24 protein-coding genes and 1 pseudogene are annotated in these 23268 nt (G+C 71.9%); 16 read left to right on the top strand and 9 right to left on the bottom strand.

Features of this window, described 5'->3' with window-relative positions:
* Positions 1 to 23 precede the first annotated feature (23 nt).
* Positions 24 to 998, bottom strand: coding sequence for an EamA family transporter (locus AC07FA_RS23070; protein ID WP_479077886.1), 975 nt, complete (start codon positions 996 to 998; stop codon positions 24 to 26).
* Between the two features lie 136 nt (positions 999 to 1134).
* On the opposite strand from AC07FA_RS23070, the gene AC07FA_RS23065 reads away from it, so the two are divergent.
* Entirely contained in the window at positions 1135 to 2022 is an 888-nt protein-coding gene (locus AC07FA_RS23065; protein ID WP_479077885.1) for a LysR family transcriptional regulator, read from the top strand.
* 10 nt (positions 2023 to 2032) lie between these two features.
* Positions 2033 to 2164, top strand: a complete 132-nt coding sequence (locus tag AC07FA_RS23060) for a hypothetical protein (protein WP_479078289.1) — start codon at positions 2033 to 2035, stop codon at positions 2162 to 2164.
* Here the strand turns inward: AC07FA_RS23060 and AC07FA_RS23055 are convergent.
* Positions 2161 to 4941 carry an FAD-binding and (Fe-S)-binding domain-containing protein gene (locus AC07FA_RS23055; RefSeq protein WP_479077884.1) on the bottom strand — a complete coding sequence of 927 codons (2781 nt, stop codon included), beginning with the start codon at positions 4939 to 4941 and terminating at the stop codon, positions 2161 to 2163. The two genes, AC07FA_RS23060 and AC07FA_RS23055, sit on opposite strands and share 4 nt — an antisense overlap.
* Before the next feature lie 128 nt (positions 4942 to 5069).
* Positions 5070 to 6788 carry an LCP family protein gene (locus AC07FA_RS23050; RefSeq protein WP_479077883.1) on the bottom strand — a complete coding sequence of 573 codons (1719 nt, stop codon included), beginning with the start codon at positions 6786 to 6788 and terminating at the stop codon, positions 5070 to 5072.
* 315 nt (positions 6789 to 7103) lie between these two features.
* On the opposite strand from AC07FA_RS23050, the gene AC07FA_RS23045 reads away from it, so the two are divergent.
* From AC07FA_RS23045 to AC07FA_RS23010, 8 genes and pseudogenes are all read left to right on the top strand, one after another.
* Positions 7104 to 8606, top strand: coding sequence for an ATP-binding protein (locus AC07FA_RS23045; protein WP_479077881.1), 1503 nt, complete (start codon positions 7104 to 7106; stop codon positions 8604 to 8606).
* Positions 8603 to 9049: a roadblock/LC7 domain-containing protein gene (locus AC07FA_RS23040; protein WP_479077880.1), complete on the top strand. Its 447-nt coding sequence runs from the start codon at positions 8603 to 8605 to the stop codon at positions 9047 to 9049. The genes AC07FA_RS23045 and AC07FA_RS23040 overlap by 4 nt, the downstream gene beginning before the upstream one ends.
* Positions 9046 to 9417 carry a DUF742 domain-containing protein gene (locus tag AC07FA_RS23035; protein ID WP_479077878.1) on the top strand — a complete coding sequence of 124 codons (372 nt, stop codon included), beginning with the start codon at positions 9046 to 9048 and terminating at the stop codon, positions 9415 to 9417. Before AC07FA_RS23040 ends, AC07FA_RS23035 begins: the two co-directional genes overlap by 4 nt.
* Positions 9398 to 10030: a GTP-binding protein gene (locus tag AC07FA_RS23030; RefSeq protein WP_479077877.1), complete on the top strand. Its 633-nt coding sequence runs from the start codon at positions 9398 to 9400 to the stop codon at positions 10028 to 10030. The genes AC07FA_RS23035 and AC07FA_RS23030 overlap by 20 nt, the downstream gene beginning before the upstream one ends.
* A complete protein-coding gene (locus AC07FA_RS23025) occupies positions 10027 to 11262 on the top strand; it encodes a cytochrome P450 (RefSeq protein ID WP_479077876.1) in 1236 nt (411 codons plus the stop codon). The genes AC07FA_RS23030 and AC07FA_RS23025 overlap by 4 nt, the downstream gene beginning before the upstream one ends.
* On the top strand, positions 11259 to 12467 hold the full coding sequence (locus tag AC07FA_RS23020; protein WP_479077875.1) for a cytochrome P450 family protein: 1209 nt from the start codon (positions 11259 to 11261) through the stop codon (positions 12465 to 12467). The genes AC07FA_RS23025 and AC07FA_RS23020 overlap by 4 nt, the downstream gene beginning before the upstream one ends.
* Positions 12468 to 12554: 87 nt before the next feature.
* Complete coding sequence (gene serC / locus AC07FA_RS23015; RefSeq protein WP_479077874.1) at positions 12555 to 13673, top strand: phosphoserine transaminase; 1119 nt, start codon at positions 12555 to 12557, stop codon at positions 13671 to 13673.
* Between the two features lie 154 nt (positions 13674 to 13827).
* Positions 13828 to 13975: pseudogene (locus AC07FA_RS23010) on the top strand (Uma2 family endonuclease); the annotation flags it as partial.
* Positions 13976 to 14032: 57 nt separating this feature from the next.
* Here AC07FA_RS23010 and AC07FA_RS23005 read toward each other — a convergent pair.
* From AC07FA_RS23005 to AC07FA_RS22995, 3 genes are read right to left on the bottom strand one after another with little or no spacing between them, the layout of a single operon-like run.
* A complete protein-coding gene (locus AC07FA_RS23005; protein ID WP_479077872.1) occupies positions 14033 to 14446 on the bottom strand; it encodes a DUF4259 domain-containing protein in 414 nt (137 codons plus the stop codon).
* A 13-nt stretch (positions 14447 to 14459) separates the two neighbouring features.
* Positions 14460 to 15152 carry a class I SAM-dependent DNA methyltransferase gene (locus AC07FA_RS23000; protein WP_479077870.1) on the bottom strand — a complete coding sequence of 231 codons (693 nt, stop codon included), beginning with the start codon at positions 15150 to 15152 and terminating at the stop codon, positions 14460 to 14462.
* An 11-nt stretch (positions 15153 to 15163) separates the two neighbouring features.
* Positions 15164 to 15676 (bottom strand): GNAT family N-acetyltransferase, encoded by a 513-nt coding sequence (locus AC07FA_RS22995; protein WP_479077869.1) that lies wholly within the window; start codon positions 15674 to 15676, stop codon positions 15164 to 15166.
* Between the two features lie 103 nt (positions 15677 to 15779).
* Here AC07FA_RS22995 and AC07FA_RS22990 point away from each other — a divergent pair, with 103 nt between their 5' ends.
* A complete protein-coding gene (locus tag AC07FA_RS22990; protein ID WP_479077868.1) occupies positions 15780 to 16181 on the top strand; it encodes a PPOX class F420-dependent oxidoreductase in 402 nt (133 codons plus the stop codon).
* A gap of 36 nt (positions 16182 to 16217) precedes the next feature.
* Here AC07FA_RS22990 and AC07FA_RS22985 read toward each other — a convergent pair whose 3' ends face one another.
* Positions 16218 to 17222 carry a WD40 repeat domain-containing protein gene (locus tag AC07FA_RS22985; RefSeq protein ID WP_479077867.1) on the bottom strand — a complete coding sequence of 335 codons (1005 nt, stop codon included), beginning with the start codon at positions 17220 to 17222 and terminating at the stop codon, positions 16218 to 16220.
* Between the two features lie 58 nt (positions 17223 to 17280).
* On the opposite strand from AC07FA_RS22985, the gene AC07FA_RS22980 reads away from it, so the two are divergent.
* From AC07FA_RS22980 to AC07FA_RS22970, 3 genes are all read left to right on the top strand, one after another.
* Complete coding sequence (locus tag AC07FA_RS22980) at positions 17281 to 17964, top strand: GDSL-type esterase/lipase family protein (protein ID WP_479077866.1); 684 nt, start codon at positions 17281 to 17283, stop codon at positions 17962 to 17964.
* A 100-nt stretch (positions 17965 to 18064) separates the two neighbouring features.
* Positions 18065 to 18520: a hypothetical protein gene (locus AC07FA_RS22975; RefSeq protein ID WP_479077864.1), complete on the top strand. Its 456-nt coding sequence runs from the start codon at positions 18065 to 18067 to the stop codon at positions 18518 to 18520.
* A 13-nt stretch (positions 18521 to 18533) separates the two neighbouring features.
* Positions 18534 to 20969, top strand: coding sequence for a tetratricopeptide repeat protein (locus AC07FA_RS22970; protein WP_479077863.1), 2436 nt, complete (start codon positions 18534 to 18536; stop codon positions 20967 to 20969).
* A gap of 6 nt (positions 20970 to 20975) precedes the next feature.
* On the opposite strand, the gene AC07FA_RS22965 is transcribed toward AC07FA_RS22970, so the two are convergent.
* Positions 20976 to 21608 carry a TetR/AcrR family transcriptional regulator gene (locus AC07FA_RS22965; protein WP_479077861.1) on the bottom strand — a complete coding sequence of 211 codons (633 nt, stop codon included), beginning with the start codon at positions 21606 to 21608 and terminating at the stop codon, positions 20976 to 20978.
* A gap of 154 nt (positions 21609 to 21762) precedes the next feature.
* A complete protein-coding gene (locus AC07FA_RS22960) occupies positions 21763 to 22191 on the bottom strand; it encodes a hypothetical protein (protein ID WP_479077859.1) in 429 nt (142 codons plus the stop codon).
* Between the two features lie 116 nt (positions 22192 to 22307).
* Between AC07FA_RS22960 and AC07FA_RS22955 the strand changes: the two genes are divergently transcribed.
* Both AC07FA_RS22955 and AC07FA_RS22950 read left to right on the top strand, forming a co-directional pair.
* Positions 22308 to 23081 (top strand): helix-turn-helix domain-containing protein, encoded by a 774-nt coding sequence (locus AC07FA_RS22955; RefSeq protein WP_479077857.1) that lies wholly within the window; start codon positions 22308 to 22310, stop codon positions 23079 to 23081.
* Positions 23078 to 23266 carry a DUF397 domain-containing protein gene (locus AC07FA_RS22950; protein WP_479077855.1) on the top strand — a complete coding sequence of 63 codons (189 nt, stop codon included), beginning with the start codon at positions 23078 to 23080 and terminating at the stop codon, positions 23264 to 23266. The genes AC07FA_RS22955 and AC07FA_RS22950 overlap by 4 nt, the downstream gene beginning before the upstream one ends.
* The last annotated feature ends 2 nt before the right edge of the window (positions 23267 to 23268 follow it).

The raw sequence follows: 23268 nt of genomic DNA, 5'->3' as shown, positions 1-23268 counted from the left end.
GGCCCCCGGGTTCCGCGCGGAGGTCAGGAGGTGCGCCCGCCCGCCTGGCTGCGCACCGCGCCCATGCTCGCGCCGATGACCAGGGCGATGGCGAGGGCGTCCGTGGTCGACAGGGCCTGGTCGAGGATCAGGAAGCCCGCCGTCGCCGCGATGGCAGGTTCCAGGCTCATCAGGACCGCGAAGGTGGGGGCGGGGAGGCGGCGCAGGGCGATGAGTTCGAGGGTGTACGGGAGGACCGAGCTCAGCAGTGCCACCGCGGCGCCCAGCGCGATCGTGGACGGGACGAGGAGTTTCGAGCCGGCGTCCAGGATGCCCAGGGGCAGGGAGAGGACCGCGGCCACGACCATCGCCAGGGCCAGGCCGTCCGCTTGCGGGAAGCGGCGGCCGGTGCGGGCGCTGAAGACGATGTAGACCGCCCACAGCGCGCCCGCGCCGAGTGCGTACGCCGCGCCGGCCGGGTCCAGGCTGCCGAAGCCGCCGCCTCCGCCACCGAGCAGGAACACACCGCCGACGGCGAGTGCCGCCCAGACGAGGTTGACCAGGCGGCGGGAGACGATCACCGAGAGGGCGAGCGGGCCCAGCACTTCCAGGGTGACCGCGACACCGAGCGGAATCCGTTCGAGTGACTGGTAGAAGAGGATGTTCATACCGCCCATCGCGACACCGAACGCGAGGACCGTGCCCCAGTCGGCCCGCGAGTGACCGCGCAGCTTGGGACGGCACACGAGGAGCAGGACGACGGCGGCCGCGACGAGGCGGAGGGTGACGACGCCGAGGGCGCCCGCCCTCGGCATCAGCAGGGCGGCGACCGCCGCCCCGAACTGGACGGAGAGGCCGCCCGCGATCACGAGCGCGACCGGGCCGAGCGCCACGCCCCGGCCACCCGGGCCGCCCCGCTTCCCGGCCCCGGGAAGCGCGGACACCGCCTCGGGTACGGCGACTGCTGCGGCCGGTTCTGCGGCACTGCGCGGGACGTCCACCTGGGTCCGGCCTTCCATGAGAGAGGTTCAGTGCATTTGACTGCACTGTTCGATCCAAGATACTGCACTCGCCGCGCACGGCTCCTCCCTCCACCGTAGAGAGGCGGGCGGTTCGCGTGAAATGCCGCCTGTGCTCCGGTTATGCTCCGCACGCATGAACACGGGACCCACCGCCGGCCGCTCCATCGAGCTCCGGCACCTGCGCGCCTTCCTCGCCGTCGCGGACGAGGGGAACGTCACCCGCGCCGCCGCCCGCCTCCACCTCACCCAGCCCGCGGTCTCCCGCACCCTCGCCGCCCTGGAGAAACACCTGGGCGTCCGCCTCGTCGACCGCTCCACCCACCACCTCGCCCTCACCTCCGAGGGCACCGCCTTCCGCGACAAGGCCGCGGCCGCGGTCGCCGCCTTCGACGAGGCGCTCGACCCGGACCGGCTGCGCCACTGGCCGCTGCGGATCGGCCACGCCTGGTCCGCCTTCGGCCCGTACACCACCCCGCTGCTCAGGGCCTGGCAGGAGCGCCACCCGGAGACCCCGCTCGAACTGCTGCGGATCGACGACCGCACGGCGGGCCTGACCCGGGGCGAGGTCGACGCGGCGCTGCTGCGGGGGCCGGTCGGGACACCGGGGCTGGTCACCGAGGTGCTGTTCACCGAGGACCGGGTCGCGGCGGTGACCGCGGACGGACCGCTCGCCGCCCGCACCTCGCTGACCCGCTCCGACCTCACGGACGGCCCGGTCGTCCTGAACACCGTCTCCGGCATCACCACCCTCGGCCTCTGGCCCCCGCACGACCGGCCGGCCGGCACCCTGACCGTCGCGAACACCGACGACTGGCTGACCGCCATCGCCGCGGGCCGCGGCTCCGGGGTCTCCGCCGCGTCCACCGCCGCCATGCACCCGCACGCCGGGGTCGCCTACCGGCCGCTCGACGACGCCCCGGCCGTCCCGGTCCTCCTCGCCCGGCGGGACGCCCCCGGCCACCCCGCACTGGCCGACCTCACCTCCCTGGCGCGGGAGATCGCCGGCGGCAGGCGGACATAACCTCGGCCGAGTGGCAGCTGGGGGCCTGCTCGTCCAGGACGGCGTCCTCGACCTGGACCGTACGATCGCCTCGTACTGGCCGGAATTCGCCGCCGAGGGCAGGGGCGAACCGACCCCGCGCCCAGAAGGCCGACGGGGCTAGGGACTGTCCAGTACCTCCGCCAGGTGGCGGGCCCGGCGGCCCGCCAGCTGTGCCAGCTGCGTCCGGCAGGAGAAGCCGTCGGCCAGGATCTCCGTGCCGGGTGCCGCCGCCCGCACGGACGGCAGCAGCCGCTCCTCCGCACAGGCCACCGACACCTCCCAGTGGCCCCGCTCGAAACCGAAGTTTCCTGCGAGGCCGCAGCAGCCTCCGCTCAACTCCCCTGTCAGTCCCGCCCGTTCACGCAGCCTGCGTTCGGCGGCGTCGCCGAGCACCGCGTGCTGGTGGCAGTGCGTCTGACCCACGACCGGGCGGTCCAGACGCGGTGGGGTCCAGTCGGGGGCGTACTCCTCCAGGTACTGAGCGAACGTGCGGACCGAAGCGGCGAGTTCGGCGGCGCGCGGGTCGTCGGGGAGCAGCTCCGGCAGGTCGGTGCGGAGCGTGGCGGCGCAGCTGGGTTCGAGCACCACGAGCGGGTCGCCGAGGGAGAGGCCCATGCGGTCCAGGGTGCGGCGCATGACCTTACGGGCCTTGTCCAGCTGGCCCGTCGACACATACGTGAGTCCGCAGCACACCCCGCGCGCCGGGTACACGACGGTCTTGCCCGCCGCTTCCAGGACCCGGACCGCCGCCCGGCCCACCTCCGGCGAGAGGTGCTCGGTGAACGTGTCGGGCCACAGGGTGGCGACCTGGTCGTTCGAGAGGATCACCGCCCCCTGGGGCCCGCGCCCGCGCGCCCACCGCCCGAACCGTTCCCGCGCCAGGACCGGAAGGGCGCGTTCGGGGGCGATTCCGGCCAGCCGCTTCGCGAGTGCGGCGAGCGGCCCGACCCGGGCCAGCGCGTTGAGTACGCCCGCGAAGGGCGCCGCCAGCCGCAGCCACCGGGGCAGGCGGCCCAGGGCGTAGTGGGCGGCGGGCCGCAGCCGGCCCTTGTAGTGGTGGTGCAGGAACTCCGCCTTGTACGTGGCCATGTCGACCCCCGCCGGGCAGTCGCTGCGACAGCCCTTGCAGGACAGGCACAGGTCGAGCGCGTCCCTGACCTCCTCCGACCGCCAGCCGGTCGTGACGAGTTCCCCCGCCAGCATCTCGTGCAGGAGGCGGGCCCGGCCCCGGGTCGAGTGGGCCTCCTCGCCGGTCACCCGGAACGAGGGGCACATGACGGCCGCCCCCGCCGCCTCCGTCGTACGGCACTTCGCGACGCCCACACATCTGCGGACCGCCGCCGAGAAGTCGCCCCCGTCGTGCGGATAGCCGAAGGCCACGTCGACCGGGCGGCTCGGCAGCACGTCGAAGCGGAGGTTCTCGTCGAGGTGGGCGGGGCGGACGAGGATGCCTGGGTTCATGCCTCCGTCCGGGTCCCAGAGGTCCTTGAACCGGGCGAACACGCCGACGAGTTCGTCCCCGTACATCCGGGGCAGCAGTTCGGCGCGGGCCTGCCCGTCCCCGTGCTCCCCGCTGAGCGAGCCGCCGTGCTCGACGACGAGGGAGGCCAGCTCCTCGGAGAAGCGGCGGAAGACGGCCACGCCCCGGGGGCTGAGCAGGTCGAAGTCGATGCGCACATGGATGCAGCCGTCACCGAAGTGCCCGTACGGCGTGCCGCGCAGTCCGTGTGCGGAGAGCAGGGCGCGGAAGTCGCGCAGATACGGGCCCAGGCGGGCGGGAGGTACGGCGCAGTCCTCCCAGCCGGGCCACGCCTCCGTGCCGTCCGGCATCCGGGTCGCGGTGCCGGCCGCGTCCTCGCGGATGCGCCACAGGGCGCGCTGGGCTGCGGGGTCCGTGACGACGGTGCTCTCCACGGCGCCGTCGGCGTCGGCGGCCCGCACGATCCGTTCGGCGTGCGCGCGTGCCTCGGCGGGGGTGCCGCCGCCCGTCTCGACGAAGAGCCAGGCTCCGCCGCGTGGCAGCCCGGCCGGCTCGCGTACGAGGTCGGCCGCCATGCCTTCGACGGTGAGCGGGTGGTACGGGAGGAGGCCGGGAGCGGCTTCGGCGGCGGCGGACTCGTCGGCGTACCCGAGGACGGCGAGCGCGCGTGCTTTCGGGGCCTCGACCAGTCGTACGGTCGCCTCCGTCACCACGGCGAGAGTGCCTTCGCTGCCGCAGAAGGCGCGGACGAGGCCTTCACCCCGGTCGTTCTCGGGGAGCAGGGCGTCCAGGGCGTAGCCGGAGATGCGGCGGGGGAGGTCGGGGAAGCGGGTGCGGAGGGGGGCGAGGTGGGCGTCGATCAGCTCGCGGACCCCTTGGGGAGCGCGGGAGGCCCCGAGCCGCAGGGACTCGCCTCCGTAGCGGATGACGGACAGGTCGTGGACGTTGTCGGCGGTGGTGCCCCAGGCCACGGAGTGCGCGCCGCAGGAGTTGTTGCCGATCATGCCGCCGAGGGTGCAGCGGCTGTGGGTGGACGGGTCGGGGCCGAAGGTGAGTCCGTGCGGGGCGGCGGCGTCACGGAGGTCGTCGAGGATCACGCCGGGCTGGACGACGGCGGTGCGGGCGGCGGGGTCGAGGTCCAGGATCGAGCGCATGTGGCGGGTGAAGTCGAGCACGACGCCGGTGCCGGTGGCCTGGCCCGCGATGGAGGTCCCGCCGCCGCGCGGCACGACCGGCACGGCGTGCTCGCGGCAGACGGCGAGTGCGGCGGCGACGTCGTCGGCGTCGCGCGGGGCGACGGTGCCGAGGGGGACGCGGCGGTAGTTGGATGCGTCCATGGTCGTGAGCGCACGGGCGGACGTACCGAAGTCCACCTCTCCGCGGAGGGCGGTGGCGAGGGCGTGGGCGAGGCGGTCCATGGGGCCAGCATGTCGTGTGCGGGGGTTCTGTCCTCAAGCGCCGGACGGGCTGTGTGTGGCGCCCCGGCCCGGGGTCGCCCGTTCGGGGTGGTCCGGGGTACAAGAACCGGCTGCCCCGCCCGGCAGGGCTACTTCGCGCAGACCGACTTGTCGGCCTCCACTCGCTGGATGCCCTCCGGTGTCTTGGACGGCGGCGTCAGCGGGGTGCCCGCATCCGTGAAGTCCGGGCCCAGGGTCAGCAGCATCGGGTCCATCTCGCCCGCGTCCGTCGTCGTCGGCTTCAGGGCCGAGACCGACAGGCCCATCAGGTCCGCGAGCCGGCGGGCCTGGTCCGCCTGGTTGGGGGCGTAGACGAGCTGGGTCTTGGCGACATCCTCGGGCGCGTTGGCCATGTTGCTCGACTTCAGCACGCCCTGCGCGTTCTGGAGCCAGTCGATCGCGTCCTGCGCGGACCCGGGCGGGGCGCCGCCGTTGTAGACGTCGACCCGTACGTCCGCCGACGCGGCGCGGGGCCCCTTGAGCTTGGCCGCCGCCTGGGCCTTCTTCTGCTTCTTGACCTCGGTGAGGGAGATGTCCTCGCGGATCATGGAGAAGAGCTGCGGGGCCTTCGTCTTGTCCAGGACGACCGTGGCCTTGACCGTCTCCGCCGGATTGTCGATGACCGGCACGGTCGTGAAGGTGATGTTCTTCATGTCGACGGAGCTCAGCTCCATGCCCAGCTTGCGGAGCTGGTTGATGTCGTCGATCCGCTCGTCGACCGTGAGCGCCTTGGTCGCGGCCTCGGCGAGCTTCCACATCTTCGTGGGGCTGGTGAGCGTCTCGTTCGACTTCAGCTTCCGCATGAGCGAGCCGAGGAACTGCTGCTGGAGTTCGATGCGGCTCAGGTCGCCGCCGAAGCCGACGGACTTGCGGGTCCGCAGGAAGGCCAGGGCCTGTTCGCCGTCGAGTGTGTGCTCGCCCTTGGGGAGCTTGAGGTGGGACTTCTCGTCGTCGATGTCCTTGGCCAGGCACACGTCGACCCCGTCGACCGCGGTGGTCAGCGTCTTGACCGCGTTGAAGTCCGCCACCATGAAGTGGTCGACCTTGACGCCCGTCAGTTCGGTGATGGTGCGCATGGTGCAGCTCGGGGTGCGTTCGTACTGCCCGAGGCTCTCGTTGAACCGCCTGCCCGGCGTTCCCGCGATGTCCTTCGTCGTGCCGTCGCTCTGGGTGGTCGGGCAGTCCGGGATGTCGGTGATCAGGTCGCGGGGGATGCTCAGCGCGGTGGCGTTCGTACGGTCCTTGGAGACGTGCAGCAGGATCGTGGTGTCGGCGTGACCGACACTGCCCTTGTCGCCGTAGCCCTCGTTGCCCACGCCGGTGCGCTTGTCCGTGCCGATCACCAGGACGTTGATGGCCCGGTCCTTGCTGAAGCCGCCGGTCCCCGCGCCGTCGTCGGCTACGGCGGTGAGGTTGCCGTTGAAGTGCTGGTAGACGAGGTAGCCGCCGGTGCCGACGGCCACCAGCAGGAACGCCATGACCCCGCCGGTCCAGACGAGCGCCTTCTTCTTGGCGGCCTTCTTCTGCTTGGGCCTGCGCCGTCCGGTCTGCTGTTCGGCGGACTGCCGGGAGGAGCGTCCGCGGGCCTGCCGGGACGAGGGCGGGGCGGACCGCCCGCGCTGGCCGGGCACCGTGGCCCGCTCGCCGCTGCCGGACCGGCGGCGCTCCGAGCGGCCGGGGGCCGAGGGGGCCGGCGATTGCTCTGCGGACGGGGTCAGTCGCAGTTCGTAATCGCCGGTGTCCGGGTTGAGCACCCACTGGTCAGCGGGGTCGACAGCCTCGCCCCGACCACGGCCTTGCGCGTCCACGGTTCCCTGCTTCCTCGATCGGGTCGCTCAGCCTATCGGCCCGGCCTCCCCGGGGATTCGGAGCCGGAAGAAGATCCTCACATCCGGTTTCCCGGCAGCCAGGGGCACTTGGTCCGCATGCTCCCGGCTCATGGGCGGCCTTACTGAAGGATCAATCAGAAATGACCACAGGGAATCCCCAAACAAGTCGTCAATTCTCCTATAGTTGCCGAGACTTGATCAGGAATTGTCAGCTCCAGTTGTGACGTTCCGACCTTCATGCACCAAAGTGTCCCGATTGCCCAGACCCGTACCGTCCGCTCCCAAGGACTCCGATTGCGCCCCATATTTCGGCCGACCGCACTCGCCCTGCTGGTCTCCGCAGCCGTGACCGGTTCCCTGTGTCTGTGGGCGGTCGCCGCCGCCCCCGCGTCGGTACGGACCCCGGTGACCTGGGGAGCGGGCTCCGCCGCCGTGCTGCTCTGCGCCGCCGTCACCCTCGCCGTCCACTCCCTGCTCACCGCACGCGGCCTGCGCGCGATGCGGGCCGCCGACGCCCAGCGGTTCACCGCCGAGACCTCACGGCTCGTCTCGTCGTCCGCGGCCGAGGCGCAGCGGTTCACCGCCGAGACCGCCCGGATCAGGGCCGCCGCCGCCACCGAGACCGCCCGGGTCAACGCCCAGGCCACCGCGGAGACGGCCCGGGTCACGTCCGAGGCCGCCGCGGAGTGCGCCCGCCTCGGCGCCGAGGTGGAGCAGCTGACCGCCCGTGCCACCCGCAGCGAGACCGAGCGCTCCGCGGCCGTGGCCGCGTGCGCCAACGCCGCGGGCCGGATGCAGGCCCTGGCCACGAGCATGCTGGCCGACCTCCGCGAGATGGAGCACCGGCACACCGCCGAGGACGTACTCGGTGATCTCCTGCATCTGGACCACCGCACCGCCCAGGCGGGCCGGCTGGCCGACTCCATCGCCGTACTGACCGGCGCCCGCTCGGGCCGACGCTGGGCGAAGCCCATCGTCATGGAGTCGATCCTGCGCGGCGCGATGGGCCGTATCGGCAGCTACCAGCGTGTACGTCTGCACTCCACCTGTGACGTCGCGATCGCCGGGCACGCCGCCGAGGGCATCATGCACGCGCTCGCCGAACTGCTCGACAACGCGACGAACTTCTCGCCGCCCACCGCCGAAGTGCATGTGTACGTCGAGGAAGTGCCGGCGGGCATCGTCATCACCGTCGAGGACAGCGGCCTGGTGATGAGCGCGGTGCAGTTGCGCCGCGCCGAGCGTGCCGTGTCGTCCGAGAGCCAGGACCTCACCGCCATCTCCGGCACCCGGCTCGGTCTCGCCGTCGTCGGCCGGCTGGCCCGTAAGCACGGCCTCACCGTCTCCTTCCGGCCGTCCGCGCGCGGCGGCACGGGCGCGCTGATGATGCTGCCGCAGGAGCTCATCTCCCGTGCCGTGGCCCCCGCCGCCGCCCCGGAGCTCCCCGCGCCCGCCCCCGGGGCGGACGCCGCGCAGGAGCCCGCCGCCGGTTCCGAGCCACGGGAAGAGCCGCGGGACCAGCCGCGGGAAGAACCGCGGAAGCAGCCGCAGGAAGAGCACGGCTCGGCGTCGGAAACCACCGGCTCCCTCCCCCAGTTCGGCGAGAGCGGCCTCCCCAGGCGCCGCCGCGGACGCACCCTCGCCGCCGCCGAATCCCGTACCGGCGGCGTCACCTCCGACGACGCCGACACCTCCCGGCCCCGTACCACCGACCCGAAGGTCCAGGCAGCCCGCTTCAGCACCTTCAGCAAGGCGGTACGAGCCAACTCCCCGCTCCCGGAAGGCAACACCCGATGACCGCGACGACCGACGAGAAGCTCAACTGGCTGCTGGAGGGGCTGCTCGACCGCACGCCCGGCGCCCGGCACGCCCTCGTCCTGTCCCGGGACGGCCTCAAGCTGTGCCGCACCCCGGAGCTCTCCGTCGACCAGGCCGACCAGCTGGCCGCGATCTCCGCCGGTATCCAGAGCCTCTCGCACGGCGCCTCCATCGAGTTCGGTGACGGCACCGGCGGCGTACGGTCCGCGATGGCCGAGTTCTACGGCGGAGTGCTGTTCATCGTCGAGGCGGGCGCGGGTGCCCATCTCGCCGTCGTCGCCTCGGAGGACTCCGACGTCGGCCTCGTCGGCCACAACATGAGCGAGCTCGTCGAGCAGCTGGGCGAGCACCTCGTCGCCCCGCCGCGTACCCCCGCCGAAGAGGCGGCCCACGCGGCGGCCGCGGAAACCGCGGACGTATGACGGCGGCGCCCCGTCGCCGCCCGGGCCGCGACGACGACCCGGACCGGCTGTACACCCTCACCGGTGGCCGCAGCCGGTCCGACTCGGCCGCCTTCGACCTGGTGACGCTCGTCGTCTCCGAATGCGAGCCCTCCCCCGGCATGCAGTCGGAGCACGTCGCGATCCTGCGGATGTGCGAGCGGCCCGCCGCGGTCGTCGAGATCGCCGCGACCCTGGACCTGCCCGTCAGCATCGTGCGCATCATGCTGTGCGATCTGCTCGACACCGGCCGGATCAGCGCCCGGCACCCCCGTACTGCCCGTGTCGCGGACCGGCTCCCCGACCCCGACATCCTGGAACAGGTGCTCGTTGGACTCCGCAACCTCTGACCGTGCCGCCCTGCAGGCGACGGCCGACAACGGACTGAAGATCGTCGTCGTCGGCGGCTTCGGGGTCGGCAAGACCACCATGGTCCGTTCCGTGAGCGAGATCCGTCCGCTCAACACGGAAGAGACCATGACCCGCGCGGGCGAGGCCGTCGACCACCTCGACGGCGTGCAGTCCAAGACGTCCACCACGGTCGCCTTCGACTTCGGCCGGATCACGCTCGACGCGCGCTCGGTGCTGTATCTCTTCGGCGCGCCGGGACAGGAGCGCTTCTGGTTCCTGTGGGACCGGCTGTTCTCCGGCACCCTCGGTGCCGTCGTCCTGGTCGACACCCGGCGGCTCGCCGACTCCTGGTACGCGATCGACCGGCTGGAGCACCACGGGACGCCGTTCATCGTCGCGTGCAACGACTTCGGCGGTCCGCTCCACAGCGAGCAGCAGATACGGGAGGCGCTCGACCTCTCGGCGGACGTACCGCTCGTCGAGTGCGACGCCCGGGACCGGTCCTCCAGCAAGTACGTGCTGATCACCCTGGTCGAACACCTCCAGCAGCTGGCTGCCGCCCGTACCCGGGAAGCGGCCCTGGCCTCCAGGACCCCGGAGCCCACCTCGTGAACCAGTGCCCCGTGTCCCACGGCTCCGTACCGCTGTCCGGCCCGCGGTTCCAGAATGACCCCGTGCAGCTGTACCGGGACATGCGCCGCGACCACGGCGCCGTCGCCCCGGTCGTGCTCGACGGCGACGTACCCGCCTGGCTGATCCTCGGCTACCGGGAGCTGCACCAGGTCACCAGCGACCCCGTGCTGTTCAGCCGGGACTCCGAGCTGTGGAACCAGTGGGACCGCATCCCGGACGACTGGCCCCTGCTGCCGATGATCGGCCGCAGGCAGCCGTCGATCCTCTACACCGTCGGCGAACGGCACAGCAGGCGCGCGGCGATGATCAGCGAGGCGCTGGAGGACGTGGACCCCTTCGCCCTCAAGCGGTACGCGGAGGAGTTCGCCGACGGTCTCATCGACCGGTTCTGCTCCATCGGCCGTACGGACATCATCGCCGAGTACGCGATGCTGCTCCCCGTCCGCGTCCTGGCGAAGATCTACGGCTTCTCCGACGAGACCGGTGCGGCGCTCGTCGGCTCGATCAACGACATGATCGACGGCCGGGAGCGGGCGCTCGCCGGGCAGCAGCACCTCGCCTCGTCCATGGTGCAGCTGCTGGCCGACAAGCACGCCGAGCCCGGCAAGGACGTGGTGACGCGGATGCTCGCCAACACGGACGGCTTCTCGGACGAGGAGGTCGTCCAGGACCTGATGGTCATGATGGCCGCGGGCCACCAGCCGACCGCCGACTGGATGGGCAACTCGCTGCGGCTCATGCTCACCGACGACCGGTTCGCCGCCTCCCTCTCGGGCGGCAGGCACAGCGTCGGCGAGGCGATGAACGAAGTGCTCTGGGAGGACACCCCCACCCAGAACGTCGCGGGGCGCTGGGCCGCCCGCGAGACCCGCCTCGGCGGCCGGCACATCAAGGCCGGCGACCTGCTGCTCCTGGGGATCGCCGCGGCCAACGGCGACCCGCAGGTGCGCACCGACGGTTCGGCGCTCACCGGTGGCAACAACGCGTTCCTCTCGTTCGGTCACGGCGAGCACCGCTGTCCGTTCCCCGCGCAGGAGACCGCCGAGGTCATCGCGCGTACCGGCATCGAGGTCCTGCTCGACCGGCTGCCGGACATCGACCTCGCGGTGGCGGAGGAGCGGCTGACGCGGCGCCCGTCCCCCTGGCTGCGCGGTCTCACGGACCTGCCGGTCCGCTTCACTCCCACGCCCGCCCTCGGAGGCCAGTCATGACCCGGATCGTCCTCGACCCCTTCGTCACCGACCTCGACGCGGAGAGCGCCGCGCTGCGGGCGGCCGGTCCGCTGGCCGAGGTCGAGCTGCCGGGCGGGGTGCACTGCTACGCGGTCACCCGCCACGCGGAGGCGCGGCAGCTGCTGACCGACAGCCGCGTCGTGAAGGACATCAACGTCTGGGGCGCCTGGCAGCGCGGCGAGATACCCATGGACTGGCCGCTGATCGGCCTGGCCAACCCGGGCCGTTCCATGCTGACGGTGGACGGCACCGAGCACCGCAGGCTGCGCACGCTGGTCGCGCAGGCGCTGACGGTGAAGCGGGTGGAGCGGCTGCGGGCGGGCATCGAGGCGCTGACGAACGCGAGCCTGGACCGGCTCGCGGCGCTCCCCAAGGGGGAGACGGTCGATCTGAAGGCCGAGTTCGCCTACCCGCTGCCCATGAACGTCATCAGTGAGCTGATGGGTGTGGACGCGGCCGACCACCCCCGCCTCAAGGAACTGTTCGAGATGTTCTTCTCGACGCAGACGCCGCCGGAGAAGGTCCCGCAGATGATGGCGGACCTCGGCGCCCTGTTCACGAAGATCGTGGAAGAGAAGCGGGCGAACCCGGGCGACGACCTGACCAGCGCCCTGATCGCGGCCTCGGAGGAGGGCGACCAGCTCTCCGACGAGGAGATCGTCAACACGCTCCAGCTGATCGTCGCGGCCGGTCACGAGACGACGATCAGCCTGATCGTCAACGTCGTGGAGGCCCTCCAGACCCATCCCGAGCAGCGCAGGCGGGTGCTGGACGGCGAGGTCGCGTGGGAGAGCGTGATCGAGGAGACGCTGCGCTGGAACACGCCGACCTCGCACGTCCTGATCCGGTTCGCGACCGAGGACGTGCCGGTGGGCGACCGGGTCCTGCCGAAGGGTGAGGCGCTGATCGTCTCCTTCGGCGCGCTCGGCCGCGACGAGGAGCAGTACGGGCCGACGGCGGGCGACTTCGACGTCACCCGCTCCCCCAACCGGCACATCGCGTTCGGCCACGGCCCGCACGTCTGCCCGGGTGCGGCGCTGTCCCGCCTCGAAGCGGGGGTGGCACTGCCCGCGCTGTACGAGCGTTTCCCGGAGCTGGACCTCGCGGTGCCGGCCTCCGAACTCCGCAACAAGCCGATCGTCACCCAGAACGACCTGTTCGAACTCCCGGTCGACCTGGGCTGACACGGCTGCCGTCCACGAGCTGGAGCGTGCGTCTCATCCGACGGACAGGGTCCTCGACCGTCCACAGGACCGACTACGCTCCGGCTCGTGGCCGATATCCAGATCCCCGCTGACATCAAGCCCGCCGACGGACGCTTCGGCGCCGGGCCCTCCAAGGTGCGGACGGAGGCGCTCGACGCGCTGGCCGCCACCGGCACCTCCCTCCTCGGTACGTCCCACCGCCAGGCTCCGGTCAAGAACCTGGTCGGCGAGGTACGTGACGGTGTGCGCAGCCTCTTCTCCCTCCCCGAGGGATACGAGGTCGTCCTCGGTAACGGCGGCTCCACCGCCTTCTGGGACGTGGCGACGCACGGTCTGATCGACTCGAAGTCCCAGCACCTGAACTTCGGCGAGTTCTCGTCGAAGTTCGCCAAGGCCGCCAAGCTCGCCCCGTGGCTGGCCGACCCGACCGTCATCGCCTCCGACCCGGGCACGCACCCGGACCCGCGGGCCGAGGCGGGCGTGGACGTGTACGCCTTCACCCACAACGAGACCTCGACGGGTGTCGCGGCACCGGTCAAGCGGGTCGCGGGCGCCGACGAGGGGTCCCTCGTCCTGGTGGACGCCACCTCGGGCGCGGGCGGCCTGCCGGTCGACATCACCGAGACGGACGTCTACTACTTCGCCCCGCAGAAGTCCTTCGCCTCCGACGGCGGCCTGTGGATCGCGGCGTTCTCCCCGGCAGCCCTGGACCGCGCGGCGCGCATCCACGCGTCGGGCCGCCACGTCCCGGAGTTCTTCTCGCTCCCGACGGCGATCGACAACTCGCTGAAGAACCAGACGTACAACACCCCCGCCCTGGCGACGCTGTTCCTCCTGAACGAGCAGCTGAAGTGGATGAACACCCAGGGTGGCCTGGACTTCACCACCTCCCGCACCGCGCAGTCGGCGCGGAACCTGTACGGCTGGGCGGAGGAGTCCAAGTACGCGACCCCGTTCGTCGCCGACCCGGCGAAGCGCTCGCAGGTCATCGGCACGATCGACTTCACGGACGAGATCGACGCCTCGGCCGTCGCGAAGGTCCTGCGCGCCAACGGGATCGTCGACACGGAGCCGTACCGCAAGCTGGGCCGCAACCAGCTGCGCGTGGCGATGTTCCCGGCCATCGACCCGTCGGACGTCCAGGCGCTGACGGCCTGCATCGACTACGTGATCGAGAAGCTGTAGCGGTTACCCGTCCGGAACGGCCCCGCACGCGAAACGCGTGCGGGGCCGTTTCTGCTTCACTCGACCGGGTGGCCCATCGCTTGCAGGACACGCGAGAGCGCCCCGTCCTACGATGATGCTCTCGACACCAGCCATTCCAGGAGGCCCGCAATAGCACGGCCGGGTGCACGTCCTGACGGACGCGGTACGACAGCCACGAGGTGTACGCCCCCGGTCAGCAGGCCCCGCTTCCCGCTTCCATCGGCGCCGAAGTCGCCCTTGACGTCGCCGAGTTGGTCAAGGCGGGCCGTCGGCGGCGCTGACGTCCGTCCCGCCCCATGCCCCCACCGGGACCAGTCTCCTGGGGCTGAGCCCGCCCCTCACGCCGCCCCCGCCAGCGCCTCCCGGAGCTTCGTGATGCCCGCCGCCCACTGGTCACTCGCGCCGGCTTCGGCCCACAGCTCGGCCAGCTCCGACTCCGTGCCCACCACCCGGTCCAGGGCACTCACCGCCAGGCCGCGCAGCTCCGGGGCGAGCGGCGGCAGCGGTTCGTCGGGGCCGTACGGCGTGGTCACGGGGTCGCCGCCCGGGCACTGGGCGGCGACCAGCGCGGCGGCGGCCACCGCCACCACGGCCTCGTCGGAGTCGAGGTACTCCTCGCGTCCCGTCCCCGTCACGGCCGTCAGCGCGTCCCTGAGCAGGGCCTCGCGCTTGCCGGACGGAGCGTCGTCCAGGTGTCCGCCGAAGTCGGCGGCGGTGTCGTTGTCGAAGTGACCGATGTCCCAGGTGCCCATGGCGACCTCCCCCTCAGTTGGTGCCCCCATCCTCGCGCGCACCACTGACAATCGGCTTCCGCGCCAGCAGGAGTGCCTGCGGGGTCTTCTCCTGGAAGTCGCTCCAGGTGTCGGCCTCACGCACCATCCGGGCGTGCGGGGTGAACCCTGCCTCGGTCAGCAGCCCGGCCACCCACTCCGGCCGCCGACGGCGGAACTCGAGGTCGACGTCCCGTCCGAACGCCTCCGTCAGGCGCAGCACATCGTCGCCCGTCTGAAACCCCAGCAGGAGATGACCGCCCGGGGCCAGCACCCGGAAGAACTCGTCGAACACACCCGGCAGTTGCTCGTCCGGCACATGGATCGTGGAGTACCAGGCCATCAGCCCGCCCAGGCCGCCGTCCGGCAGGTCGAGGGCGAGCATCGACCCCTCGTCGAACCGCAGACCCGGATGGTCGCGACGGGCCACCGCCAGCATTCCCGGGGACAGGTCGATGCCGAACACGTCGACGCCCAGCTCGTGCAGATACTGCGTCACCCGGCCCGTCCCGCAGCCCACGTCGGCCACGGGCCCGCCGCCTCCCTCCCGTACGAGTTCGGCGAATCCGTTGAGCATCGCCCGTTCCAGCGGCTTGGCGGCCAGTTCGTGCCGGAAGCGGGCGGAGTACTCGTCGGCGAACGTGTCGTACGACGTGCGGGTGGCGTCCAGGAAGTCGGCGTCGGTCATGGTGGCGCACCCTAGAGGACCGGCGCGTCCACGCGCCACCGCACCTCGCCGTCCTCCCACTCCTCGGTGGACACCAGTCCCGCCGCCTCGGCCACGGCGGCGGACGCGGCGTGCTGCGGATGGATGTGCGCGACGACGGTACGGACCGTTCCCCCGCCCAGCAGATGCGCGACCAGCCCCTCCGCCGCCTCCTTCGCGTACCCCCGGCCCTGCCACGCGGTGCCCACCACCCAGGCCACCTCCGCCCGGGGGCCGCGCACGGTCGCCTGCACATAGCCCACCAGGCGGTCGTCCCCGCGCACCCGGAGCACCCAGTTCCACCAGAGTTCGGCCGGGTCGGGCGAACCCGCGCTCTGACGTTCGTAGCGGACGCGCAAGGTGTCCGCGTCCTCCGGGGCGCCCCCGGTGTAGGCGTGCAGGGCCGGGTCCAGGAGGACGGCCGCCATCTCCTGCGCGTACCCCGCCTCCAGCGGCAGCGCGTCGAGCCGCGCGGTGGAAAAGGGCGTGGGCCCGTTGATCGGCATGGGCCCGGAGCCTACCCACCGGCGGTCCCGGCCGACGGCCGAAGCCTCGCCGGACGGCGGGCCAGCGAGTGACGCGGCGGCCGGTCCGTGCGGCAATGGAGGTATGGATACGGTTCCGGAGCTCCGCCCCTTCGTCAGGCAGTACACCGTCCTGCTCAGCAGCCGCCGCCCGGACGGATCGGCCGCCCACACCCCCGTCAGCATCGCCGTCGAGGGCGACCACGCCTACATCCGTACGTTCTCCTCGGCGTGGAAGGTCGACCGGATGCGCAACCATCCGGTGGTCGACATCGCCCCCTGCACCGTGCGGGGCGCGCCGACCGGGCCGCCGATGAGGGCCTGGGCGCGCCTGCTGCCGCAGGGCTCGAAGGAGAACACCCACGCGGCCAGGATGATGTCCCGCAAATATCCGGCCCTGCACGGTGTGGCCGTCCCCCTGACCCACAGGATCAAACGAGACCGGACGCTGCACTACGAGCTGCGCCCGGTCACGGACGAGGACTGAGCGCCGCTTCCCGCAAAACCGCCGGGCTCGGCGTGTTCAGCCCCGGCGCCGCCTCCGCAGAGCCAGCACGCCCACGGCCGCCGCCGCGACGATCACCGCGCCGAGCGCCGCGCTCCCCTTCTGACCGTCGCCCCCGCCGCCGCTCGCGCCCGGGTCCGCGCCGCCGTCCCGGGGCTTCGTGGACGCCGTGCCGTCGTCACCCTCGCCGCCGCCCTCGCCCCCGCCCTCCACGTCCACCCGCACCACACCGCTGCCCGTCCCCTCCGAGCCGAACATCAGCGCCGAACCGTCCGCCGTGTACGTCACCGACTCGGCCTGCCCCTGGAACGGTGCGTCCACCCGGTGGTCGTCGCCGAGCCGGCCGTCCTCGAAGGCGTACCCGCGCGCGCTGAAATAGGACCGCAGCACCAGCTCCGTACCGTCGGGCGAGAACGCCCCGTCCGTCACCCACGGCACCTCGCCCACCCGCCGGAAGACGTTGTTCCCGCCCGTGGAGAGCCGTGCCGGGCCCTCGTACAGCCCGCCGCCGTCCTCGTTCTTCGAGGCGATGTAGACCCGCCCCGTCTTCGGGTGCACCATCATCGCCTCGGCGTTGCGCGCCCCGTCCGCGTACGTCACGTCGAACTGGGTCGCCCGCACCGTGGCGTCCCGCAGCCTCTTCGGCTCGGGGAAGCGGTAGATCCAGACGTGGTCCCAGGACCCGTCCAGGTTGTCGCCGATGTCACCGACGTACAGATTCCCGTCCGGCCCGATCGAGACCGCTTCCACATCGCGGGGCTCCCCCACCCCCCGCATGGTGATCGTCGCGACGGTCTTCCCGGTCCGGGAGTCGACGGCGTAGAGATAGGGGCCGTCCTCGCTGTCGTTGTGCGTCCAGTAGACGCCCGGGTGGAGCCGGCTCGCGGCGAGGCCGCTGGACTCGGTGATCCGGGGGTCCTCGATCGTGAAGCTCTGGTCGGCTTCGTCGTCGGCCACGGCCGGGGCCGCCCCCGTCAGGACGAGCAGGAGGGCGGCCGCGGAAGCAGTCAGATACGCACGCATGGCACAAGTGTCCATCGTCACGTCGCAGGCCGGAGCGTTGATCGGCAATGATTGCGCCATGCGTTTTCTCTTCGTCGGCGACTCCATGACCATCGGGAGCTCCGGCGACTTCACCTGGCGCTACCGGATGTGGCAGCACCTCGAAGCGACGCTGCCCGGCACGTACGCGATCGTCGGCCCGCGCACCGAGCTGTACGACACCGTGGCGAACGCCCCCGTCTCGTACGCGTACGGCGACCCCGCCTTCCCCGTCGAGGCCCGCCGGCACCTGGCCGGCTGGGGCGAGGGCTGGCTCCACATGGCCCCGGCGATCGCGAACACGGTCACCGAGACCCGTGCCGACATCCTGCTCGTCTCGCTGGGCCTGATAGATCTCGGCTTCTACACGGACAGCGAGCAGACCGCGGCGAACGCGCGGGCCTTCATCGCGGCGGCCCGCTCCGCCAACCCGCACGTCAAGGCCGTCCTCCTGCCCGTGATCCCGAACATCCGCGCCGAGTCGGACGCCCCTTTCGCCGCCGAGTGCGACCGCTTCAACGTGCTCCTCGCCAAGGCGGTCGCCGACCTCGACCAGCCGACGTCCCCCCTCCTGCTGGCCTCGCGCCCGACGGCGTACGACATCCACGAGGACACGTACGACGGCACGCACCCCGGCCCGACCGGCGAACACAGACTGGCCGCCGCCTTCGCGGACGCCATGCACCAGGCGTGGGGCGTCGGCGGACCCTACGCGGCGCGGTAACAGCCCCTCCGAGCTGCGCAATTCACCTGCGCCCGCGCGGCGGCCGATCGTACGGTGGTGCTTCACCGGTTGTGGTCGATCTGTTGCGGGGGTGGGTTCGATGGACCCGATTTCACTGGGTGTGCTGGCCGCGCTGGCCGGCGGTGCGGGCGGCGAGATCGGCCGCCAGGCGTGGGTGGGCCTGACCGGCCTGGTCCGCCGCCGCCGGGGCCCGGGCCCGGACGGCGCGTCCCCGGAGCCCGGCACCACCGAGACCGCCCTGGCCGCGCTGGAGGGCCGGCCCGAGGACCGGGACCGTGCCGACGAGCTCGCACAGGCGCTGCGCGCCCAGGTCGCGGCGGACGAGGCGTTCGCGCGCGCGGTCCACGTGTGGGAGACGATGTTCCGGGCCTCCCTCACCGCGGACCCGGAGGCGGCGGCGGACCTGGAGGCGGCGGTCCGGGCCATCGACCCGGCGGCCGTCGAGCCGGGCGCGGTCCACAACGACTTCCGTGGGGCGAAGTTCGAGGGCCCGGTGCAGGGCAGCGGAACCCAGCACAACACGTTCAACCGGTAGGGCGGCCAGGGAGATGGGCGCCAAGAAGTCCGGCAGGCGCAAGGCCGGGGGGCACGGGCACGGTGGGCGTGGTTCCGCCCGGCCCAACGACTTCAGACAGGGCGCGTTCAGCGGCCCGGTCCAGGGCGACGGGACGCAGAACAACACGTACGTCCAGCAGTACGCACCCGTGCCCACGGCGCTGGCGTCCCTGCCGCCGCTGCCGCAGGAGTTCACCGGCCGCGACCACGAGATCGACGACCTGATGACCGTCCTCGACCCGGCCCGCGGCACGGGTCCGGTGGCCGGTGCGGTCGCCGGGCTCCCCGGGGTCGGCAAGACGACCCTGGCCCACGCGGTCGCCCACGCCGCCGTGGGGCGCGGCTGGTTCAGCGGGGTCCAGCGCGTCAACCTGCGCGGCTACGACCCCGCCCCCGTACGGCCCGAAGAGGCCCTGGACGCCCTGCTGCGGTCCCTCGGGGTCACCGCCGAGCACATCCCGCCGACGCTCACCGAACGGGAAGCGCTCTACCGCTCGCAGCTCGACGCGCTGGCCCGCAAGGACGAGCGCGTCCTGCTGATCGCCGACAACGCCTCGACGGCCGAGCAGGTACGCGCCCTCCTGCCCGCCCGCCCGCACGCCGCGCTGATCACCTCGCGCCACACCCTCCCGGGCATCGGCGCCCGCCTGAAGAACCTCAACACCCTCCAGCCCGAAGCGGCGGTCGACGTCCTGCGCAAGGTCCTCCAGGTGGCCGACCCCGACGACGACCGGGTCGACGGCTCCCCGACGGACGCCGACGAACTAGCCCTCGCCTGCGGCTATTTGCCCCTCGCGCTGCAAATCACCGCCGCCCTGCTGGCCGGCGACCCCGGCCAGCCCCTCGCCGAACGCGTCCAGGCGCTCACCACCGCGGGCAGCCGGCTGTCCGGCCTGGACGACGGCGAACGCAACCTCCGGGCCGCCTTCGACCAGTCGGCCGACCGCCTGACCCCGCAGGAGGCCGACCTCTTCCGTCTCATCAGCCTCAACCCGGGCCCCGACCTCTCCACCGCGGCGGCCACCGCCCTGGCCGACCGCCCCACGGCGGAGGTGGACCGTCTCCTCGCCCGGCTCACTCAGGCCCACCTGCTGGACCGCGCCGCGGTGCGCGGCCGCTGGCAGATGCACGACCTCGTACGCGAGTACGCGACGGAACAGGCGCGCCTGCACGCGGACCGGGGCCGCCCGGCGAAACGCCGCTACGACCAGGCCCGCGCCCGGCTCCTGGCGTACTACTTGCGCATGTCCGACGCGGCCAGCACGCACTTCCGGCCGCCCGGGTCGGTCGCCCTGTCCGGTGTGTTCGAGGACCGGTTCCAGGCCATGGACTGGATGGACGCGGAACGCTCCAACCTGATCAGCGCCGCCCACACGGCCCACGCCATCGGTGACACCAAGACCATCATGCTGCTTCCCAACCGGCTGACCCACTACCTGACCTGGCGTCGGCATTTCGGCGAGCTCATCACCCTCACCGGCCTGGCGCTGGAGGCCCACCGGAGCGTCGGCGACCACTATGGCGAAGGGCAGGCGTGGGCCAACCTCGGTGCGGCTCTGCAACAGACCCGCCGTCACGACGAGGCGATCGTCGCGCTGGAGACCGCCCGCACCATCTTCGAGAAGGCCGGCGACCGCCACGGGATCAGCGGCGTCTGGAGCAACCTCGGTGTGGTCCTCCAGGAGGTGCGCCGCTTCGAGGAGGCCATCACCGCCCACGAGACCGCCCGCGCCCTCTGCCGGGAGGGCGGCAACCAGCACGGTGAGGCCAGCGCCTGGGGCAACCTCGGCGTCACCCTGCACGAGGTGCGCCGCTACGACGAGGCCATCACCGCCCACGAGACCGCCCTCACGATCTGCCTGTCCATCGGTGACCAGCACGGTGAGGGCAGCGCGTGGAGCAACCTCGGTTCGACACTGCACCAGGTGCACCGGTACGAGGAGGCCATCACCGCCCACGAGACCGCCCGCGCCATCCACCGGGCCAACGGAAACCACCACGCCGAGGGCCAGGCCCTGAACAACCTCGGCCTCGCCCTCCAGGAGGTCCAGCGGTACGAGGAGGCCCTCACCGCCCACGAGACCTCCCGGACCATCTACCTGGCCACCGGCGATCACCACGGTGAGGCGAAGGCATGGAACAACCTCGGTACCGTCCTGCGCGCGCTGTCCCGCCTCGACGAGGCCCTCACCGCGGGCATGCGCGCCGCGGAGATCCTGACCGAGACGAACGACCGCTTCCTCGCGGGCCAGGCCCTGGGCGAAGTGGCCACCACCCTCGCCGCGAACGACGGTGACCCCGAAGAGGTCCGTGCGACCTGGCTGCGCTCGGCCGCCGCCTACGAGCAGGCCGGCGCACCCGAGGAGGCGGCCGAGTCCCGCGCGAAGGCGGCGGCCCCGCCGGACGGACCGGACGGGGACGCCGCCTGACGCCCTCTACTCCGTCGTCAGCAGCGTCAGCGCGAGATGCGTCAGCTCCCCGGACACGTCCTCCGGCCTCGCCCGGCGCGGGCGACGGCTGTGGTGGGCCATGAGTTCCAGGATCGTGTTGACCATCACGATCACGTCGGCCCTGTGGTCCGTGTTCACCGCCTCGCCACGGTCCACGGCCCGTTCCGTCGCGGCCGCGTAGAACTCGACCCAGGCCTCCCGCCAGCGGCGGCAGTGTTCGTCCACCGCCCGGCTGACACCCAGCACCTCGACGAACGCCACACGCGCCTCGCGAGGGTCCCGCGTCACGGCGTCCACATACGCGTCGAAGAGCCGCCGCACCCGTTCCTGTGGGGTGCACTCGTCGATGTCCACGGCGAGTTGCACGTTCTCCGCCGCGCGCATCCCGTTCGTCGACACCCGGTTGTGCAGGGCGATCAGCAGTCCCTCCGGGGACTCGTACTCCTCCCGGAACACCTCCTCCGGCACCCCGGCCTCCTCGCACAGGGCTTCCACGGTCGTATGGGCGTACCCATACACCCCGAACAACTCACGCCCCGCTTCCAGCAGTTGTTCGCGTACGCGCGTCCGAAGCCGGTCTCCCGACGCTCCGGTTCGCTGCTGCACCCTGGTGTCCATCACCGGTCCTCCTCGGGATCACGAACGCAGGAGAGGGCGGCACCGCCCCCGCCATGGGAGCACCACATTGTCCTCGCCCCGCGACCCGGACGACGGCTCCGCCACACCATCGAGCGTCCGCACGTGTGCTCGCCAGGGAGTACCGGGACGCCGCTCAGGCGCCCTGCGCCGCCAGGACGCCCAGCGTCAGTTCGTGCAGCAGCCCCGGATCGACGTACGGCACCTCCGCCGTCGGCCGCGACCGCCAGTCCAGGGGCCAGGTCGCCCCGTCCAACGCGGGCACCCCGACGAACGCCGCCCCCCGCCCGTCCCGGTCCCGGCTCAGCGCCTCCGTGCCGAGGGGCCAGCGGTAGGCGGTCACGGTCTGCGGCGGCAGCAGAAAGAACATGCTGCGTTCACCGATCCCGGACCGGACGATCGGGCCGGCCTGGAAATCGGTGAACTGCATGATCTCGTACGCGATTTCCTCACCCACCAGACCGATGGCCCGCACCGCGTCGAAGTGGATTCCCGCGTGCCGGAGTGCGTGGCCGGAGGCGGGCACCCAGGCCGGGACCGGATCAAGTGAACTTCGCTGTTCCATGCGCATAGCGTTGCCGCAAACACGTACCGTGACCAGCGTCGGGCAGGGTCTGTGCACCGTCGTGTACGTGAGGGGGAGCTGTGCACTCCACTGGTCAAGGCAGCACTACGGCCGAGATGTTCGGCGCATTGCTCCGCTTCTACCGCGATCAGGCAGGGCTCTCCCAGGAGGCTCTGGGCCTGAAGCTCGGATTCTCCAAGTCGCAGGTGGCGATGGTGGAGCGGGGGCAGCGGCCACCCAAAGGGAAGTTCGTCGAGCGGGCGGATGAGGTGCTGGGTGCACACGGTGCACTGATCGCAACGAGTGGGAAGCTCACCTTCAGCCATCTGGCCTCCTGGTTCGAGCACTTCGCCGAGCAGGAGGTCACCGCGACCGCGCGGCACGAGTACGAGACGCACGTGGTGCCCGGTCTGCTCCAGACGGAGGCCTATGCCCGGACCGTGCTCAGCGGGAGCTATCCGCCCGTCGACGACGAGGAGGTCGAGGGCAGAGTCCAGGACCGTCTCGCGCGACAGGCTTTGTTGACCCGCAAGAATCCGGCGGCCATCAGCTTCGTGCTCGAACTGGGCGCCCTCACCCACCCGATCGGTGGGCGCCGTACACACAAGGAACAGCTCCGTCACTTCCTGGACATCGCGCAGTTGAGGCATGTGCACCTCCAGGTGATGCCACCGGACCGGGAGACCCACGCGGGACTGAATGGCCCGTTCGTTCTGCTGGAGACCAGCGAGCGACAGCAGCTCGCCTACCTCGAAGCACACGATCACAGCTTCCTGGTCACCGAACACCCGTCTCTGGGCAACCTGTTCGGGCGATACGGTAACTTGCGCGCGCAGGCTCTCGACCCCGAAGAGTCCATGGAACGGATCGAAAAGATGGCAGCCGAATGACCACCGACCTCCACTGGCTCAAGAGCAGCTACAGCGGCGACAACAGCGGAAACTGCGTCGAGGTCGCCACCTGCCCCCACACCGTCCACATCCGCGACTCCAAGGACCTCACCGTCCCCTCCCTCGCCCTCTCCCCCACCGCCTGGGCGTCCTTCGTCGGATTCGCGGCCGGCTCCTCCGTCTGAGC

Source organism: Streptomyces sp. NPDC045968 (assembly GCF_056430475.1).
Note: the sequence above shows the minus strand (reverse complement) of the source record. Positions and strands in the feature narration are given on the sequence as shown.

Bases quoted from the DNA above. Each gene is read 5' to 3' on its own strand.
- AC07FA_RS23070 (WP_479077886.1), bottom strand. From the start codon at position 998: ATGGAAGGCCGGACCCAGGTGGACGTCCCGCGCAGTGCCGCAGAACCG.
- AC07FA_RS22955 (WP_479077857.1), top strand. From the start codon at position 22,308: ATGTTCGGCGCATTGCTCCGCTTCTACCGCGATCAGGCAGGGCTCTCC.
- AC07FA_RS23000 (WP_479077870.1), bottom strand. From the start codon at position 15,152: ATGACCGACGCCGACTTCCTGGACGCCACCCGCACGTCGTACGACACG.
- AC07FA_RS22980 (WP_479077866.1), top strand. From the start codon at position 17,281: ATGCGTTTTCTCTTCGTCGGCGACTCCATGACCATCGGGAGCTCCGGC.
- AC07FA_RS22985 (WP_479077867.1), bottom strand. From the start codon at position 17,222: ATGCGTGCGTATCTGACTGCTTCCGCGGCCGCCCTCCTGCTCGTCCTG.
- AC07FA_RS22970 (WP_479077863.1), top strand. From the start codon at position 18,534: ATGGGCGCCAAGAAGTCCGGCAGGCGCAAGGCCGGGGGGCACGGGCAC.
- AC07FA_RS23040 (WP_479077880.1), top strand. From the start codon at position 8,603: ATGACCGCGACGACCGACGAGAAGCTCAACTGGCTGCTGGAGGGGCTG.
- AC07FA_RS22990 (WP_479077868.1), top strand. From the start codon at position 15,780: ATGGATACGGTTCCGGAGCTCCGCCCCTTCGTCAGGCAGTACACCGTC.
- AC07FA_RS23005 (WP_479077872.1), bottom strand. From the start codon at position 14,446: ATGGGCACCTGGGACATCGGTCACTTCGACAACGACACCGCCGCCGAC.
- AC07FA_RS23020 (WP_479077875.1), top strand. From the start codon at position 11,259: ATGACCCGGATCGTCCTCGACCCCTTCGTCACCGACCTCGACGCGGAG.
- AC07FA_RS22960 (WP_479077859.1), bottom strand. From the start codon at position 22,191: ATGGAACAGCGAAGTTCACTTGATCCGGTCCCGGCCTGGGTGCCCGCC.
- AC07FA_RS23035 (WP_479077878.1), top strand. From the start codon at position 9,046: ATGACGGCGGCGCCCCGTCGCCGCCCGGGCCGCGACGACGACCCGGAC.
- AC07FA_RS22995 (WP_479077869.1), bottom strand. From the start codon at position 15,676: ATGCCGATCAACGGGCCCACGCCCTTTTCCACCGCGCGGCTCGACGCG.
- AC07FA_RS22965 (WP_479077861.1), bottom strand. From the start codon at position 21,608: ATGGACACCAGGGTGCAGCAGCGAACCGGAGCGTCGGGAGACCGGCTT.
- AC07FA_RS22950 (WP_479077855.1), top strand. From the start codon at position 23,078: ATGACCACCGACCTCCACTGGCTCAAGAGCAGCTACAGCGGCGACAAC.
- AC07FA_RS23065 (WP_479077885.1), top strand. From the start codon at position 1,135: ATGAACACGGGACCCACCGCCGGCCGCTCCATCGAGCTCCGGCACCTG.
- AC07FA_RS23055 (WP_479077884.1), bottom strand. From the start codon at position 4,941: ATGGACCGCCTCGCCCACGCCCTCGCCACCGCCCTCCGCGGAGAGGTG.
- AC07FA_RS22975 (WP_479077864.1), top strand. From the start codon at position 18,065: ATGGACCCGATTTCACTGGGTGTGCTGGCCGCGCTGGCCGGCGGTGCG.